Below are 16,534 nucleotides of genomic sequence, written 5' to 3'. Positions count from 1 at the left end.
ACCCCGCATCCCGGAGAAAGAGGGTGTTCACCGCCCCTCCGGGCTGTTCGACAGGGCCTCACCGGGCCGGCCCCAGCCCGGTGAGGCCCCTCACGCCCGGCACGCGGTGCCAGAGATGGCGGCATCATGTGACAGGTATCACCGCTCACGTGTGACCCGCGATTTAGAGAGGCCCCCCAAGCGGCGATAACCTGCGAGACGGACATGCCGCGCGCTCGGACACCGTGTGCGCCTCCCTTGTGACACAGCGGACGTCACGTTGCCCTTCGCGGCACGCCCACGCATCCAACGAACCGCGAGATCACTGATAGGGACGGAAGCGCGTGGACCTGTTCGAGTACCAGGCGAGGGACCTCTTCGCCAAGCACGATGTACCGGTGCTGGCCGGTGAAGTCATCGACACGCCTGAGGCGGCCCGCGCAGCCACCGAGCGTCTCGGTGGCAAGTCCGTCGTCAAGGCCCAGGTGAAGGTCGGCGGCCGCGGCAAGGCGGGCGGCGTCAAGCTCGCCGCCACCCCCGACGAGGCGGTCGAGCACGCGACCAACATCCTCGGCATGGACATCAAGGGCCACACGGTCCACAAGGTGATGATTGCCGAGACGGCCCCGGAGATCCTGGAGGAGTACTACGTCTCCTTCCTCCTCGACCGTGCCAACCGCACCTTCCTCTCCATCGCCTCCGTCGAGGGCGGCATGGAGATCGAGGAGGTGGCGGCCACCCGCCCCGAGGCCGTCGCCAAGACGCCGATCGACGCCAACGAGGGTGTGACCCCCGCCAAGGCCCGCGAGATCGTCGAGGCCGCGAACTTCCCGGCCGAGGTCGCCGACAAGGTCGCCGACGTCCTGGTCACCCTGTGGAAGACCTTCGTCGCCGAGGACGCGCTCCTCGTCGAGGTCAACCCGCTGGCCAAGGTCGCCTCCGGCGACGTCATCGCCCTGGACGGCAAGGTCTCCCTGGACGAGAACGCCGAGTTCCGCCAGCCGGAGCACGAGGCCCTCCAGGACAAGGCCTCGGCCAACCCGCTCGAGGCGGCCGCCAAGGAGAAGAACCTCAACTACGTCAAGCTCGACGGTGAGGTCGGCATCATCGGCAACGGCGCGGGTCTCGTCATGAGCACCCTGGACGTCGTCGCCTACGCCGGTGAGGCGCACGGCGGCGTCAAGCCGGCCAACTTCCTCGACATCGGTGGCGGCGCCTCCGCCGCCGTCATGGCGAACGGCCTGGAGATCATCCTCGGAGACCCGGACGTCAAGTCCGTCTTCGTCAACGTCTTCGGCGGCATCACCGCCTGCGACGAGGTCGCCAACGGCATCGTGCAGGCGCTGCAGCTGCTGAAGGACAAGGGCGAGGACGTCACCAAGCCCCTCGTCGTCCGTCTCGACGGCAACAACGCCGAGCTGGGTCGCAAGATCCTCTCCGACGCCAACCACCCGCTGGTGCAGCGCGTGGACACCATGGACGGCGCGGCCGACAAGGCCGCCGAGCTCGCGGCTGCGAAGTAAGGAAGAGGGACTCAGACAGCCATGGCTATCTTCCTCAACAAGGACTCCAAGGTCATCGTCCAGGGCATGACCGGTGCCACGGGCATGAAGCACACCAAGCTCATGCTGGCCGACGGCACGAACATCGTCGGTGGCGTGAACCCCCGCAAGGCCGGCACGTCCGTCGACATCGACGGCAACGAGATCCCGGTCTTCGGCACCGTCGCCGAGGCGATGGAGAAGACGGGCGCCAACGTGTCCGTCCTCTTCGTGCCGCCGGCCTTCGCCAAGGCCGCCGTCGTCGAGGCCATCGACGCCGAGATCCCGCTCGCGGTCGTCATCACCGAGGGCATCGCGGTGCACGACTCCGCCGCGTTCTACGCGTACGCCGTGGAGAAGGGCAACAAGACCCGGATCATCGGCCCGAACTGCCCGGGTCTCATCACCCCCGGTCAGTCGAACGCCGGCATCATCCCGGGCGACATCACCAAGCCGGGCCGCATCGGCCTGGTGTCGAAGTCCGGCACGCTGACGTACCAGATGATGTACGAGCTGCGTGACATCGGCTTCTCCTCCGCCGTCGGCATCGGCGGTGACCCGGTCATCGGCACCACGCACATCGACGCGCTCGCCGCGTTCGAGGCCGACCCCGACACCGACCTGATCGTGATGATCGGTGAGATCGGCGGCGACGCCGAGGAGCGGGCCGCGGCGTTCATCAAGGAGAACGTGAAGAAGCCGGTCGTCGGCTACGTCGCGGGCTTTACCGCGCCCGAGGGCAAGACCATGGGCCACGCCGGCGCCATCGTCTCCGGCTCCTCCGGCACGGCCGCCGCGAAGAAGGAGGCCCTCGAGGCCGCCGGCGTCAAGGTCGGCAAGACCCCGACCGAGACGGCGAAGCTGGCGCGCGCGATCCTCGCCGGCTGAACCACGGCCGAGCCGCAGCCGGGTCACCGGTGCGGAGCGACACCGTACGGGTGGGCCCGTTCCCCGCAGTGGGGGACGGGCCCACCCGTCGTCTCCGCCCCGGGTCACCGCGCCTGCGGCGCCAGCCGTTCCGGTCCCCGCGGCAGCTCCTTCCGCAGCCGGTCGCGCAGCTCCCGCTCGTCCTCCGAGAGGGGGCCGGGCGCCACCCGCGGCGGAACGCCCCGCACCGTCTCGCCCGGCGGCACCGGCGGCTCGTAGCCGGTCGGGGCCGTGTGCAGGGTGAGCGCCGTGGTGCCGATCAGCGCGACGGTGAACGCGACGGCGGCCCGCGTCCAGAACCGGGCCCGGCGCTCGCTGCCGCCGCGCACCACCGGCGGCTCGGCCGCCCGCAGCCGCCCGGCGGAGGCCAGCTCGGCCAGCCGCCGGTGCAGCTCGTCCGGGTCCGACAGCTCCGGGAGCCGGGCGGCGACGGTCTCGCGCGCGTACGTCAGCCGGCCGGCCGCCGCCCGGGTGCTGGCCTCCGTCTCCGCCGCCGTCTCCGGCAGGCCGAGGCCGAGGCCGTCGTACAGCAGGAGCGTGCGGCGGTACGGCGGCGGCAGACGCAGCAGCGTCTCCAGGAGCGCCCGGTCGTCGTCGTCGGGGGGCGGCGGTTCGGGCCGCCGGTGACGGCGGCGGCACCGGTGCCACGGGGAGAGCGCCCACTCGTACGCCGCCGCGCGCACCCAGCCGGCCGGGTCCGGGTCCCGGGCCACCTCGGGCCAGCGGTCCCAGGCGAGCTGGAAGGCCCGCTCCACGGACTCGCGGGCGAGTGCGCGGCGGCCGGTGAGCAGATAGGCCTGCCGGACCAGGGCGGGGGCGCAGAAGGAGTACAGGGCGTCGAAGGCCTGAGCGGGCGTCAGGCGTTCCTCATGAGAGGCGGACGACGACGGCGGGGGTGCCTGCGCGAACGCGGAGGGTTCCGGCGCGACCGTGCCGGGACGGCCGTCGCCGCCCGGTTTCCCCAGGCGCACCGCCACCACCGCGGCGGCCTCCTCCTGACGGACGGGGACGGACTCCCGGATCCCGCCGTCGGCGGCCCCTTCCGCCAGGCCGGCCAGCAGCTTCGCGTACGTCTCCCGGTTCCGGCCGCGCGGTGTGCTGCGGCCGGACTCCCACGCACGCACCGTCTCGGGCGGGACGCCCACACATTCCGCGACCTGGCGCCACGTCAGGGAGGCCGCCGCGCGCAGGCGCCGGCGTTCGTCGGGGGAGGGGAGCGGGGTGGCGGGGCTCCGTGTCACTGGGCGCCCCTCCGTCCGGAAAAGTACATAAACGTATATTGAGCGACACAACCGTGCTTCGCCCGTTACGACGGGAAAGCGCGTGTCGTTGGGAGCATGGCGGACGTGACCCAGATGACCGCTCGCCGTACGACGCCGGCCGCCCTGCTCACCCGCGTGCGCGACCGCTCGCCGGGGCTCGCCTCCGGCCTCCTCGGCGGCGCCCTCGCGGCCGGACTGGGGCTCGCGGCGTTCGCCGTCCTCGTGATCCTGCTGTGGATCAGCTCGCCCTACCCCGACAGCGGGCCCGGCGGCGCCCTGCACATCGCGGCGGCGCTGTGGCTGCTCGCCCACGGCGCCGAACTGGTCCGCGCCGACACCCTCTCCGGCGTCCCCGCACCCGTGGGCGTCCCGCCGCTGCTGCTGCTCGCGCTGCCGGTGTGGCTGCTGCACCGGGCGGCCCGCGACGCGGCGGAGGGCGGCACGGGCGGCGCCGGACAGGCCCCGCTGGTCCCCGGCCGTACGGCGTGGGCGGGCGTCCTCCTCGGCTACCTCGCCGTCGGCGCGCCCGCCGCGCTCTACTGCGCCGGCGGCGGATTGCGGCCGGCGTGGGAGGCGGCCGTCGTGTGCGTGCCGCTGGTCGCCGGACTGGCCGCGGGGGCGGGGGTGTGGACGGCGTACGGCCGTCCGAGCGGGCCGCTGGAGCGGGTGCTGGGCGCGGTGCTGCCGAGGGGCGCACGCCATCTGGTCCTCGGACCGGACGGCCGTCCCGGAGTCGTGGCGCGGGCGGCGGCGGCCGGGGCGACGGTGCTGGCCGGCGGCGGGGCGCTGCTCCTCGTGGTGTCGCTGGGATGGCACGCCGGGGAGACCCGGCAGGCGTTCCCGCGGCTGACGGAGGGCTGGTCGGGATGGCTGGCGGTGCTGCTGCTCTGCGTCACGCTGGCGCCGAACGCCGCGGTGTGGGCGGCGGCGTACGCCCTCGGTCCCGGCTTCCTCCTCGGGACCGGCACCCGGGTGACCCCCCTGCTCTCCCCGTCCGCCCCGCCGCTGCCGCCGTTCCCGCTGCTCGCGGCGGTGCCGGACGCGGGAGCGGGGACCGCGCCGAACTGGGCGGCGGCGGCGCTGCCGGTGACGGCCGGACTGGTGGTGGGGTGGTTCGTGGGACGGGGCGCCGCGCGGAGCGGACCGGCGCCCGCCCCCGCCTGGACCCGCGGCCGGACCGCCGGGGCGGCGGTACTGGCGGCCGTGCTGTGCGCGGCCCTGCTGTCCGCGCTCGCCGCGCTCGCGGGCGGGCCGCTGGGAGTGGCCGCGCTCTCCCGGTTCGGCCCGGTGTGGTGGCAGGTGGGGGCCGCGGCACTGGCGTGGCTCGCGCTGGTGGCGGTCCCCACGGCCCTGACGGTACGGGCCTGGCGCCGCCGCCCACCCGGAGGCGAGGCGGTGAACCAACTGCCAGGGGCGGGATCACCACGGGACCGCCGGGAGTTGGGGGACCGGCTTCCGAGTCCCGGGTCGTCACGGGACCGCCGGGGCCTGGTGAACCGGATTCTGAGTCCTGGGCCGCCATGGAACCGCCGGATCCCGGGGACCGGCTTCCGAGTCCCGGGTCGTCACGGGACCGACTGTTCTTGAGCTCGCTCAGGGACGAGGAGCTTCGACTGGACGGACAATGTCGAATGGTCCGGCAACGTCACTGTCCAGAACATCTGCGTGAGGAATCCTAGGCTGAGCATCTACGCACTGCTCACCTGAGGGTTCAGCGTACCGCCGGAGAGGTCCCAGCCTCTCCGGCGGTACGCTGTTTCTGAATTGGAAGGATATCGAAGGTGTCGAACTTTCTGGACTGGCGCAACAGGATGCTGCGGAGCGTCTGGCGACAGGAGGAGTCCAACTCGGAGGAGGTGCTGGCATGGGCGGCCGAGGTGTACGGTGAATTCGGGGGAATATCCGCAGATGAATTCTGTGAACTCTGGACCGAGCGAACCTTTTCCATGTCGAGAGCGGCCTTCGAAATGATCCAGAAGTCGGTGTTCGATGAGACTGGGAAAAGGGTTGCCGGGGATGATTTTTGCTACGTGAATTATCTTCGCGACCCGGAATTTGGGCCGGTCGGTGTAGTTCGCTTCAAGTCAGGGGAGGTCTCGGCGCCGGATTGGGCGGAGGTTCTGGGCGTCGTGGCGGAAGGGGTGCAGGAATTCGTTATGGATTACTACTCCACGGTCTGGCCGGTCTGTCGCCGCCACACCTTCGGCCTGCACTTGGATTATGTCCACGACGTTCCAGTCTGGAGATGCCGTGGAGGGGCTGAAGGGGGTCATGTGGTAAGGGCGGTTGATCCTTCGAAGTGACGAGCCATCCAGATCCCTGGTGTGTGCCTGGGTCATCCGGACTTGTCCGTTGACATCGGTGGTGCGCCACGGAACCGCCGCACCCCGAAGGAGGCGAAACCGGCGCCGCCCGTACGCGGCAGGCCGGTCCCGCCCCTCCCGCGCGACGCTCCCGACGAGCCGTACCTGCCTCACCACACCCGGGAACCCGCGCCCGGCCTGTGGGGCTGGGACATGCCGTTCGGCGTGCGGGACGCGGTCGCCGCCCCCGGCGAGGAGGGCCCCACGTCCGCCGCACGGGAGTGAGAGCGGGTGTCAGCCGCCGTCCCCCAGGAGGTCGCGGAGCTGCTCCGGGAGGAGGTCGCCGCAGGACTGGCGGGCCTCATGGGTGAGGGCGTCGTCGGTGCAGGTGTAGTAGTCGCTGTAGACCAGCTGGGCCGTGAAGGACGCGGCGACCAGGGCGAGCGCCAGCGACCCCGTGACCAGTCCGCTCACCGCGGCCGTGGTCTGCGGGCGGCCCTTCGGCTCGGACGCCGGGACGTCCGGGTCCTGCGCGCGGGGCTTGGCGCGCAGGGCGCTGATGCCCCAGTACAGGGCGAGCGCGCCCAGCAGCAGCGCGACGTACGGCCAGGCGAACAGGCCGAAGAAGAAGGCCCACATGCCGGACAGCAGGGCGAGGCGCGCACGGCGCTGGGCCGGGTCCGTGGGGTCCCAGCGCGTGCCGGGCCCCTGGGGGCCGCCGCCCTGCCCCTCGGGACCGCGCGGGCGCTCGCCGAAACCGCCGGGGGAGCGGCCGGGCTGCCGGTCGCTCCAGTTCCGGCCCCAGGAGGAGCGGTCGCCGCCCTCCCCGCCGGACGGGTGCCTCGGCTGCCAGGGCCGGTCGGGAGTCCCCTCCGGCGGCGGCGCGAACGGGTTGTCGTCCTGAGAGCCCTGGGCCCCACGGCGCCCGTCGTCACCGCCCCCGTCCTGGGGCGCGTCGGGCGGCGAGGAGGGGCGCTCCCGCAGCAGCACGGCGCCCCGCTCCCCTCCCTGGGCGGACTGCTGGGGGAACGTGAGAAGTCGCAGGCTGCGGTCCGGCATCAAGTGAGCGTCTTCCCCTTAATGAAGCACGGCGTGGTCCGGCGTGGCCGTCTCGCACGACGTATTCGACTACGACTGGGCTGGTGAACCGGTGCGTTCCCGTCGGCTCTCCGCTGCCCGGGTCCGTCATCCTGTGAACGCCCGGTGCACGGCTGACGTTCCCACGCGCCCCGGCGTTCCAGGACCGGCTCTTCCCAGACGCTACCTTCCGGCCACGCCCCCGTCCCGTGGGGGCCGCCCGGTGTGCCGGTATCGTTGCTGACGGTCGGCCGCTTCGTAGGCTTCCCCGTATCCGGGGACGCGAAGCATTCGTATGAATATACAAAGCGCTGTGCCGCCGACCGTGCAGACGCTCCCCGAGAAAGGGCCCCACCGTGGCCGCCAAGCCCGTGGCCGAGCGCGCCAGGCGTCTCGTCGTGCTGGTCTCCGGATCCGGCACCAACCTCCAGGCTCTCCTCGACGAGATCGCCGCCACCGGCGCCGAGGCGTACGGGGCCGAGGTCGTGGCCGTCGGCGCCGACCGCGAGGGCATCGAGGGACTGGCCCGCGCCGAGCGCGCCGGGTTGCCGACCTTCGTCTGCAAGGTCAAGGACCACGCCACCCGCGAGGAGTGGGACGCGGCGCTCGCCGAGGCCGTCGCCGCCCACGAGCCCGACCTCGTGGTGTCCGCCGGGTTCATGAAGATCGTGGGGAAGGAGTTCCTCGCGCGCTTCGGCGGGCGGTTCGTCAACACCCACCCCGCCCTGCTGCCCAGTTTCCCCGGGGCCCACGGCGTACGGGACGCGCTCGCGTACGGCGCCAAGGTCACCGGCTGCACCGTCCACTTCGTCGACGACGGCGTCGACACCGGACCGATCATCGCGCAGGGCGTGGTGGAGGTCCGGGACGAGGACGACGAGAGCGCTCTGCACGAGCGCATCAAGGACGTCGAGCGAAGGCTGCTCGTCGAGGTCGTGGGGCTCCTCGCCCGCAACGGCTACCGCATTGAGGGACGAAAGGTAGTTATCCAGTGACCGCCGAGAGCAACAAGCGGGCCATCCGACGGGCGCTCGTCTCCGTCTACGACAAGACCGGCCTCGAGGACCTCGCGCGCGGCCTGCACGAGGCCGGCGTGGAGCTCGTCTCCACCGGGTCCACCGCCGCGAGGATCGCCGCCGCGGGCGTCCCCGTCACCAAGGTCGAGGAGCTCACCGGCTTCCCCGAGTGCCTGGACGGCCGCGTCAAGACCCTGCACCCGAAGGTCCACGCCGGCATCCTCGCCGACCTGCGCCTGGAGGACCACCGCAACCAGCTCGCCGAGCTGGGCGTGGAGCCGTTCGACCTCGTCGTCGTGAACCTCTACCCGTTCCGCGAGACCGTCGCCTCCGGCGCCACGCCCGACGAGTGCGTGGAGCAGATCGACATCGGCGGCCCGTCCATGGTGCGCGCCGCCGCCAAGAACCACCCCTCGGTCGCCGTCGTGACCAGTCCGGCACGGTACGCGGACGTCCTCGCCGCGGTCCAGGACGGCGGTTTCGACCTCACCACCCGCAAGCGGCTCGCCGCGGAGGCCTTCCGGCACACGGCCGCGTACGACGTGGCGGTCGCGAGCTGGTTCGCCTCGGAGTACGCGCCGGTCGACGACTCGCGGTTCCCCGACTTCCTCGGCGCCACCTGGGAGCGCAAGAACACCCTGCGCTACGGCGAGAACCCGCACCAGCCCGCGGCCCTGTACGTGTCCGGGACGGGCGGTCTCGCCGAGGCCGAGCAGCTGCACGGCAAGGAGATGTCGTACAACAACTACACGGACACGGACGCCGCGCTCCGTGCCGCGTACGACCACGCCGGGCCGGCCGTCGCGATCATCAAGCACGCCAACCCGTGCGGCATCGCGACCGGCGCGGACGTCGCCGAGGCGCACCGCAAGGCGCACGCCTGCGACCCGCTGTCCGCGTTCGGCGGCGTGATCGCCGTGAACCGTCCGGTGTCGAAGGAGATGGCCGAGCAGGTCGCGGAGATCTTCACCGAGGTCATCGTCGCGCCGGACTACGAGGAGGGCGCCCTCGAGGCCCTCACCAAGAAGAAGAACATCCGCGTCCTGCGCGCCCCCGAGGCCCCGTCCGCCCCGGTCGAGGTCAAGCCGATCGACGGTGGCGCCCTGCTCCAGGTCACCGACCGCCTCCAGGCCGAGGGCGACGACCCGGCCACCTGGACGCTGGCCACCGGCGAGGCGCTGAGCGAGTCCGAACTCGCCGACCTCGCCTTCGCCTGGAAGGCGTGCCGCGCGGTGAAGTCCAACGCGATCCTGCTCGCCAAGGACGGCGCCTCCGTCGGCGTCGGCATGGGCCAGGTCAACCGCGTCGACTCCGCGAAGCTGGCGGTGGAGCGGGCGGGCGCCGAGCGCGCGGCCGGTTCCTACGCCGCCTCGGACGCGTTCTTCCCGTTCCCCGACGGCCTGGAGATCCTCACCGAGGCCGGCGTGAAGGCCGTGGTCCAGCCCGGCGGCTCGGTCCGCGACGAACTGGTCGTCGAGGCCGCGAAGAAGGCGGGCGTGACCATGTACTTCACGGGGACGCGCCACTTCTTCCACTGACGGGTCCGTCCGCCCGGCCACCGATACGGTCGGCCGGGCGGACGGAAGTCCTACTTGTCCACCTCGTACTGGCCGGTCTCCAGGAAGTACCGCAGCTCCTCGGGCGTACCGTCGATGACCTCCTCGGCCGCCGCGCGCAGCGCGTCGCTGATGTCCGGGTCGGCCAGCATCCGCGCGACGGCGACCCGGTCGTCCTCGGCCTGGGCGAGCCGGTAGCCGGTCTCCAGCCAGGTGCGGAGCTTCTCGGGGGTGGGTGCGTCGAGGAGTGCGTTGATCTCCTGCGTGACGCGCTTTCCGGCGTAGGGCTTGCCGAGGATGGTGACGATGGCGACCTTGTCGTCCTCGTACTGCGCGAGCCGGTAGCCGGTCTTGAGGAACTCGCGCATGTCCTCCACGGTGCCGCCGAGTGCCTCGTTCGCCTCCCGCTCGACGCCCCTGCCGGAGTCCGGGTCGGCCAGGATGTCGGCGATGGCGGCGCGCAGCTCCTCCTCCGACATCTCGTCCACCGGCGTACCGGGGCCGTCCGTGGCGGCCGCCGCCGTGACGGCCGGGGGAACCGGCGCCGCGTCCGCGGCGAAGGCCGGACCGGTGAGCAGGAGAGCCGGCGCCAGCGCAGTGGCGGCCGCCGCCAGAACACCGCGGGTCAGTCTCATACGTGAACCTGCCTAGGGGTAGAGGTCTTCGCGGAGGACGGCTGTTGCCGTCTCGAACATCCTTTCACTTGACGTCCGGGAGATCACTGCCGGTTCCGGGCAGTTCTGACGGCGTGTCATTGCCGGAACACCCTCGGACCATGACGCCCGCCGTCGGGGAACACGGCGGGGCCCGGCGTCAGCCGACCGGCTGACGCCGGGCCCCGCCGCACAAGGCCGCCCGCGCGGATCAGTCGCAGGTGTTGGAGGTGTAGCTCGTGGTGTGCCACGCGCCGTTGTGGTGGATCCGGTACTTTCCGTCTGTCCGGTAGACGTCGAAGTAGTACTTCGCCCCCTGGTAACGGACGTGCAGGTTCCCGCCCGAGGCCGTGCTGCCCGACAGGTAGCGCAACTTGCTGTCGGCGTAGCCGAAGGTGTTCGGGCCGACTTTGCCGTCCGCGTCGCTGAACGAGTCGGCGAGTCCCCAGCTCACCTGCAGCCGCTTGGTGGCGTGCTGCGTGTTGGAGCCGAAGTGGCCGTCGATGTCCGACATGTCGAAGTCGGTGCCGTCCGACTCGTTGGCGCCCTCCGCCAGGAGAATGATCTGCCACAGGCAGGTGGCGTTCGAGCTGCTGTACGAGGAGGTGGACAGGAGGCCCTCGTCGCCGAAGTCGTCGGTGTACGTATCGGCGCCGCTGATGTATCCGCTGGAGGCCGAGGCGGAGGCGGGCGAGGCGCCCACGGCCAGAGCACCGGCGGCGAGCGCGGCGACGGCCGCGGCGCCCAGGCGGGTGCGTGTCGTACGGAGGTTCATGGAGGATCCTTCCCCGTTGGTCCCGTGGTACTGGCGTTTCGCCATGACCATGCTGGGCGGAGGAGGCGATCGGAGGTACCTGAAGAGTTTCAGGTGTGCGGGGTGGAATCGGTGAGTTCCACGTGGGTACGGCCGTCCGCCGTGCGGATCGGACGGAGGGTCACCGGCGTTCCCTCGCCGACGTGGTCGATCGCGTTGGTCGGCAACTCGCTGACGCAGAGCTGGACCTCGGAGCGGAACGCGCCGAGGTGTCAGCGGACCGCCCGACGAACCTCGGGTACCGCCTTGGGGAACGCGAGCAGTTCGAGCGTGAGCGGTTCGGTCACCGGCCGGTCGCCTCGCGCAGGACGGCGGTCAGGGCGCGGGCGGTCTCCTCGTTGCAGTTGCCGAGGGAGACGAGCGGCGAACCGGCGTACGCGCCTGCGAAGGTCGGCAGGTTCACGGTGAGGGGCGGGAGCGTGATGCCGTGTGCTTCCAGCGCGGTGCGGAGTTGTTCGGCACAGGTCTCCGTGTCGTCGCGGTGGTGCATGCGTGCGCCTTTCTGCGGCCTGTGCGTTCCGTGATGAATCGCTCACGGAGTGGCGTCGGGCGGCGTGCGGTGAGAAGGAGTTCAGGTTGCGCACGGTAATCGGCAAACGGAGGTGGTGGGTTGTGCCCGCACGCAAGAACCCCGAGGCGGCGATCACGACGGCATCTGCGCACGCCCTCTCCTGGAACGGATCCGTGTCCCGCGCACCGGCCTGAGGCGCCCCCGCTGCGGGTCCGACCAGGTCGTCGCCGACAAGGCATACGGCTCTTGCGGCTTCCGTGGCATCACCACCGGATACGACAAGACCGCCACCTCCTGCGAGGCGGCGGTCATTCCGGCGTCACTTCCGCTCTGGGCGCGATCCGTTCGAAGGCGGACCCTGATTGGCCACGTGTGGGTGGAAGGCGGCTTCGCCTTCCACCCTGAAACGTTATAGGTGCACAACATCGTGAAGGGCTCCGAGACTGATCCGGCACGCCTTCCGCATGGCGTGCCGGCCTTGTCCGCAACAGCCATGAGCGAAACGGAAGGGAATCGCATGCGATTTACACGAATGGCCGCGGGATCCACAGCAATCGTCACCGCTGCTCTCGGACTGAGTCTGGCGACCGCCGGGCCCGCTTCAGCCGCCGATGGCAATTGGCGTGCTTACGGCGACACAAACCCGATCACCTCCAGCTCCAGTACATGGAAATGCGGCAGCACCGAACAGATTGCCACCAATGTAGGTGCGCAGGTTTGCGCGATCAGGTCGGCAAGCGGCACCTCCGTACAGGGGGCGGTGATCGTGCGTAACAACACATCCCGCCTCGTCGAGGTCTCGGCGACGGTGATCCTGTGGAACCCCTCCGGTAGCGAGGCGGGTACGTGGTCGTGCTCGCGTTCAGGGGTCGGGGCGAACTCATGGTCCGTGTGTTTCGGGGAAACCATCACCAAGAGCGGCTCGGTACGCGCGTCAGGAGCAACCACCGCGGCCGGTCAGACCGAAGGCATCGGCGTATCACCGTATGTCTGAACCTGAGCTCGTCGAAGCGGCACGAATCCTGCCGGGTTCCTGACGTCCGATACGCTCGCTGAGCTGAGAAGGGCGTGACGCTCCCCCTCTCACGGCGCGGGCGTTGTTCCTGGGCGTGGTGGCGGTTCCGGGAACACCCGTACCGCCACCACCGTCACGTCCGTGGTGTCCGGATATGCGCTTCCACTCAGGGGACTACGGCTTTCGCCGGTCGGGCTTCCTCGGCCTGAGAGGGCGTCAGTCCCTCCTCTTCCTCCACGAGCGGACGGCCTGTCGCGGTCCGCGGTATGAGAGGAGCGTGCAACCCCCATTCGTGACCGGTCGGTTCACGGTGACGTGTCGTCCCACCATGATTCGAGATTCGGCGATCCTTGAGGACGGACCCTGGCCCGTCCTGCGCTCGTCCCGTAGGACCGTGTACGTCGGCGCTGGAGCTTCAGCCGGGGTGGGCGGGGCGGGCGCGTGGTGCCCGTGGCGTGTATCACGCGGCGCAGCAGGGCCGCCGTGCCCGCGGCCCGGTCCTCGTGCGTGGGGGCCAGACAGTCGCGTACGATCTGCCGCCACTGCTCCGGGAGCCCGGGAGACAGCCGCAGCCCCTCCGTGCCACGGGCGTAGCGCGTCGCCGCGTCGGTGCGGGCCTCCGGCGTGCCGCCCGGGAGCGGGAACGAACCGGTCAGCACGGTGTGGGCGAGTACGCCGAAGGCCCAGACGTCGGCGGTGGGGTGGATCCGGGTGCCCCGCGCGTCGGTCTCCGGCCAGAGGAGTTCGGGCGGGGTGTAGTCCGGGGTGGCGAACGCGGGGGCGTAGGCGTGGGTGTCCTTCAGTTCGGCGGCCGTGCTGAAGTCGGCGAGCCGTACCGAACCGTCCGGCATCAGCAGCACATTGGCCGGCTTCAGGTCACCGTGTACCCACCCCGCCCGGTGCACGTGCGTCAGCGCCTCGCAGATCTGCGTGAGCACGGCACCGGGCGACGGGACCGGGTGCGGTACGACGTCCAGTGACCGCTCGGCCTGTTCCAGTACGAGCACGGTGGCGCCGTCGAGCTCCGGGTGGCCCGGGTCGTCCACGGTGAGGGTTTCGTACATCCGGACCAACCGTGGCGAGTGGAGCCGGCTGAGGAAATCGACTTCACGCTCCGCCAGTTCACGCACGTGATGTCGCCGGCGGCGGGTGCGGGTGCCGGTGGGCAGGACTTTCAGCGCTGCCCGGCGGGGGAGTTCCGTCGGGCCCTCTTCGACGAGCCGTCCGGCGTAGACGGTGGCGGACGCACCCGAGCCCAGGGGCTCGCCGACCTCCCAGCGCCCGATCCGGTGACCCCTCGGGACAGCGACGGTGTGCGGCCGGCCGCTGGTCACATCCGCACCTTGCTCATGGGCGCGGAGAGCACGACGAGGTCGTCCTCGTGGACCAGATCGAAGCGGAGCGCCAGCGACACGAGGGATTCCTTCTTTCCGCTCAGGCGCTGACCCGGCTGCGCCGTGTCGGGGCTCGGCCGCAGCCGCAGTTTGAGTACGAGGTAGTCGATGTTCCAGTAGACGGTGGAGCGGTTGACCGTCGGCCAGACCGGGGCCAGCCGTTCGACGAGTTGCTCGACGGTCGGCAGTGGGGCGTGCGGCTCGTCACGCAGGCGGGGTTCACACAGGGCGGCCAGCACCGCGAAGTACCGCCTGGTGCGGTCGAGCGTGAACGCCGGAGCGGTGGGGGCGCCAGGGACTTCGTGCCGGGGGGCGCTGCGGAAGGTGTGTCGCGGCGCCCAGACGTCGAAGGTCAGCAGATCTCCTGCGGCGGGCAGGACGACACGGGCGAACTCGAACGGTACCGGTGCGTCCATACGGCCCGGCGCGACCTTGATGTGCTCGCCGGCGCCCTCCGGGTTCTCGACGACGTACGTCTGGTCCTCGCTGCGGTTGTTCAGCAGCCAGAAGTTCCGGTGCGCGGTGATCTCCCCGGCGATCCGGGGCACCCCCTCGTGCGCGATGGTGAGGCCGTGGGCCTTCTCGCCCCGGCCGAAGGCGAGCTGCTCACCCGTGGCGATCCTGATCTGGTCGGCCGGTCTCGCACATGCCGGCGGCACGACGATGATGCTGTACATGGATTCGTCCCCCCTGTCGGATCCATTGCTGTCACACTGCCTGAAACCGATCCCTTCCGGATTGATCCGTCTTTTCGGACGGCTGTCGGGAGATGGCGGACCCAGGCCGTTCCGACTGTAGGAGTGGTGTGGGTGGCTGCCAATGCGCACAGTGCGCAGTTACGGGTGTGCCGCTGTTCACGGTGCACGGTCCGTGATGCGGAACGCGTGGGCCAGTTCGTGGGTGCCGGGGCCCGGGGCCAAGAGGCTGCGTTGCAGGAGCTGCTCGGCGGTGCGCAGATGGGCGCGAACGGTGGTGCGGCTGATGCCGAGGTCACGGGCCGTCCGCTGGGCGTCGGTACCGGCCTCGATCCAGGCGCGCAGGGTCCGGCGCACGGTGCTGTCGGCGCCTGACAGCAAGGGCTCCAGGAAAGCGTGAGCCCAGGTCACGGCTGCTTCGGTAGACAACAGACGGTCCGTCGAAGGGGGTGGTGAGGGCACGGTCACGGTGTCGCCGTCGGGCGACGGGGGACCGGTGATCGCCAAGGCCAGGGCGAGATCGGCGCGGCTGTGGGGGTCGTGCAGGTCGAGGCCGAGGGCGTCCTGGACCTGGTTGAGGTGGGCGGTGACGGTGTTGCGGCTGACGTCGAGCAGCCGCGCCACACCCGAGCGGGGAAAGTTCAGGGCGAGGCCGGTGATGTCGACGGTGAGCCGGGGGGCTTCCCTGATCGGCTCCAGGAACGCCCGGGCCCAGGCCAGGGCCTGCCGACGGGGGAGCAGACCGGCAAGCGGCGGTCTGCCGTGGTGGTCGACGACCCGTTCGGGCGTGTGACGGGCGACGGCCAGGGCATGGCGGGCTTGGTCGTAAGCCCGTGCGGTGGCCGGCAAGGGCGCGGGCGCGCTGATTCCCAGCGCGTAGTGAGGGTTGTCGCGCACCAGCTCCCGTAAGGACTCGGCCAGGCCGCCGCCGTTGCCGTCGTCATCGTCGTCCGTGGGCAGCAGGCAGATGAGATGGTCGTCGTAGACGGGGCAGCGCACCATCAGGCCGCGACCGTGATACCCGGACGCATCCTGGTGAGCGTCGATGAGTCTGCCGCGGTCCGAGGGCGGACAGCGCAGCAGGTGGATGCGCAGACGTTCCGCGTCGAGCAACGGTGGAACGGCACCGGCCGTCATCCTGCGGGCCAGCGTCAGCTCTCCGGTCATCAAGGCCATGAAGACCGCCAGGCGCAGCCGTGCCGCCGCCCGCTGATGCCGCAACGCGAGGTCGTCGGCCTGCTGGGCGCGTCGCACCATCTCGGCCAGAGTGCCGACATGGGACGCCAGCGTCATCGATTCCCGTGGGAGGGGTGACGAGCTGACCACTGCCAGCACCGGACGCGGCACCCGCCGTCCCAGCGCCTCGCACCGCACATGGACCGCGCCGACCTGGGAGGCCGCGGCGGCCATGCGTCCATGGGACAACTGCGCCAGAGCCGGCTGGACGCCGGCAAGGACGCCCGGTGTGAACCGGGCGGTGGACAGGTCCACCTTGCCCGTGTGGTCGACCAGTGCGACCTCCGCACCGATCTGCCGGCCCAACCAGTCCATCAGCGCCTGCGGTCCGCGAGCGGCGTCCTGCCCGCCACGCGGCCTCAGCCGACGCAGCAACTCATCGAGTACCTGAGGTGTCGGCACAGCTCTCCTCCGCCTTTTCCCCGCTCGCTTCCGCGTCGATCCGTGTCTCCGATGATCACCGAGCTTGTCGAGCCCCCGTACATGGCCCGTTGATTCCCGCCTCCTACGATCGCTCAGCCGACGACGTCCGGCCAGGACATTGCGCCGCAGAGC

At 71.0% G+C, this 16,534-nt stretch carries 15 protein-coding genes and 1 pseudogene; 8 read left to right on the top strand and 8 right to left on the bottom strand.

The genetic code is table 11. The features are described from left to right. The first annotated feature begins 323 nt into the window (after positions 1–323). Positions 324–1,502, top strand: a complete 1,179-nt coding sequence (gene sucC / locus ACF1DX_RS07270) for an ADP-forming succinate--CoA ligase subunit beta (protein WP_391790228.1) — start codon at positions 324–326, stop codon at positions 1,500–1,502. 21 nt (positions 1,503–1,523) lie between these two features. Then, on the top strand, positions 1,524–2,408 hold the full coding sequence (gene sucD, locus ACF1DX_RS07265) for a succinate--CoA ligase subunit alpha (RefSeq protein WP_030871259.1): 885 nt from the start codon (positions 1,524–1,526) through the stop codon (positions 2,406–2,408). Positions 2,409–2,512: 104 nt separating this feature from the next. Here sucD and ACF1DX_RS07260 read toward each other — a convergent pair whose 3' ends face one another. After that, positions 2,513–3,688 carry a helix-turn-helix domain-containing protein gene (locus tag ACF1DX_RS07260; RefSeq protein WP_391790227.1) on the bottom strand — a complete coding sequence of 392 codons (1,176 nt, stop codon included), beginning with the start codon at positions 3,686–3,688 and terminating at the stop codon, positions 2,513–2,515. A 96-nt stretch (positions 3,689–3,784) separates the two neighbouring features. Here ACF1DX_RS07260 and ACF1DX_RS07255 point away from each other — a divergent pair, with 96 nt between their 5' ends. From ACF1DX_RS07255 to ACF1DX_RS07245, 3 genes are all read left to right on the top strand, one after another. Then, positions 3,785–5,296 carry a DUF6350 family protein gene (locus tag ACF1DX_RS07255; protein WP_391790226.1) on the top strand — a complete coding sequence of 504 codons (1,512 nt, stop codon included), beginning with the start codon at positions 3,785–3,787 and terminating at the stop codon, positions 5,294–5,296. A 194-nt stretch (positions 5,297–5,490) separates the two neighbouring features. Beyond that, entirely contained in the window at positions 5,491–6,012 is a 522-nt protein-coding gene (locus tag ACF1DX_RS07250) for a hypothetical protein (RefSeq protein ID WP_391790225.1), read from the top strand. A gap of 42 nt (positions 6,013–6,054) precedes the next feature. After that, a complete protein-coding gene (locus ACF1DX_RS07245; RefSeq protein ID WP_391790224.1) occupies positions 6,055–6,297 on the top strand; it encodes a hypothetical protein in 243 nt (80 codons plus the stop codon). Positions 6,298–6,306: 9 nt separating this feature from the next. On the opposite strand, the gene ACF1DX_RS07240 is transcribed toward ACF1DX_RS07245, so the two are convergent. Then, positions 6,307–7,071, bottom strand: coding sequence for a hypothetical protein (locus ACF1DX_RS07240; RefSeq protein WP_391790223.1), 765 nt, complete (start codon positions 7,069–7,071; stop codon positions 6,307–6,309). 374 nt (positions 7,072–7,445) lie between these two features. On the opposite strand from ACF1DX_RS07240, the gene purN reads away from it, so the two are divergent. Together purN and purH are read left to right on the top strand one after the other, a co-directional pair. Then, positions 7,446–8,084 carry a phosphoribosylglycinamide formyltransferase gene (gene purN / locus ACF1DX_RS07235; RefSeq protein ID WP_391790222.1) on the top strand — a complete coding sequence of 213 codons (639 nt, stop codon included), beginning with the start codon at positions 7,446–7,448 and terminating at the stop codon, positions 8,082–8,084. Continuing rightward, on the top strand, positions 8,081–9,643 hold the full coding sequence (gene purH, locus ACF1DX_RS07230; RefSeq protein ID WP_391790221.1) for a bifunctional phosphoribosylaminoimidazolecarboxamide formyltransferase/IMP cyclohydrolase: 1,563 nt from the start codon (positions 8,081–8,083) through the stop codon (positions 9,641–9,643). The genes purN and purH overlap by 4 nt, the downstream gene beginning before the upstream one ends. 50 nt (positions 9,644–9,693) lie before the next feature. Here the strand turns inward: purH and ACF1DX_RS07225 are convergent, their stop codons facing one another. The 3 genes from ACF1DX_RS07225 to ACF1DX_RS07215 all read right to left on the bottom strand — a co-directional run bounded on the left by ACF1DX_RS07225 (position 9,694) and on the right by ACF1DX_RS07215 (position 11,618). Then, a complete protein-coding gene (locus ACF1DX_RS07225) occupies positions 9,694–10,296 on the bottom strand; it encodes an ALF repeat-containing protein (RefSeq protein ID WP_391790220.1) in 603 nt (200 codons plus the stop codon). A gap of 229 nt (positions 10,297–10,525) precedes the next feature. Continuing rightward, entirely contained in the window at positions 10,526–11,089 is a 564-nt protein-coding gene (locus ACF1DX_RS07220; protein WP_391790219.1) for a peptidoglycan-binding protein, read from the bottom strand. A gap of 322 nt (positions 11,090–11,411) precedes the next feature. Further along, on the bottom strand, positions 11,412–11,618 hold the full coding sequence (locus ACF1DX_RS07215; protein WP_391790218.1) for a hypothetical protein: 207 nt from the start codon (positions 11,616–11,618) through the stop codon (positions 11,412–11,414). A gap of 436 nt (positions 11,619–12,054) precedes the next feature. Between ACF1DX_RS07215 and ACF1DX_RS07210 the strand changes: the two genes are divergently transcribed. Then, complete coding sequence (locus tag ACF1DX_RS07210) at positions 12,055–12,633, top strand: hypothetical protein (protein WP_391790217.1); 579 nt, start codon at positions 12,055–12,057, stop codon at positions 12,631–12,633. A 419-nt stretch (positions 12,634–13,052) separates the two neighbouring features. Here ACF1DX_RS07210 and ACF1DX_RS07205 read toward each other — a convergent pair. The 3 genes and pseudogenes from ACF1DX_RS07205 to ACF1DX_RS07195 all read right to left on the bottom strand — a co-directional run. Beyond that, positions 13,053–13,988 (bottom strand): annotated as a pseudogene (locus ACF1DX_RS07205) (serine/threonine-protein kinase); the annotation flags it as partial. Then, entirely contained in the window at positions 13,985–14,725 is a 741-nt protein-coding gene (locus tag ACF1DX_RS07200; protein WP_391790216.1) for an FHA domain-containing protein, read from the bottom strand. The gene ACF1DX_RS07200 and the pseudogene ACF1DX_RS07205, both read right to left, overlap by 4 nt. 177 nt (positions 14,726–14,902) lie before the next feature. Next, complete coding sequence (locus ACF1DX_RS07195) at positions 14,903–16,381, bottom strand: helix-turn-helix domain-containing protein (RefSeq protein ID WP_391790215.1); 1,479 nt, start codon at positions 16,379–16,381, stop codon at positions 14,903–14,905. Between the last annotated feature and the right edge of the window lie 153 nt (positions 16,382–16,534).

The sequence above is a fragment of the Streptomyces sp. NPDC014676 genome, from assembly GCF_043084105.1.
Taxonomy (GTDB): domain Bacteria; phylum Actinomycetota; class Actinomycetes; order Streptomycetales; family Streptomycetaceae; genus Streptomyces.
This window is presented reverse-complemented; position numbering and strand designations above follow the sequence as displayed.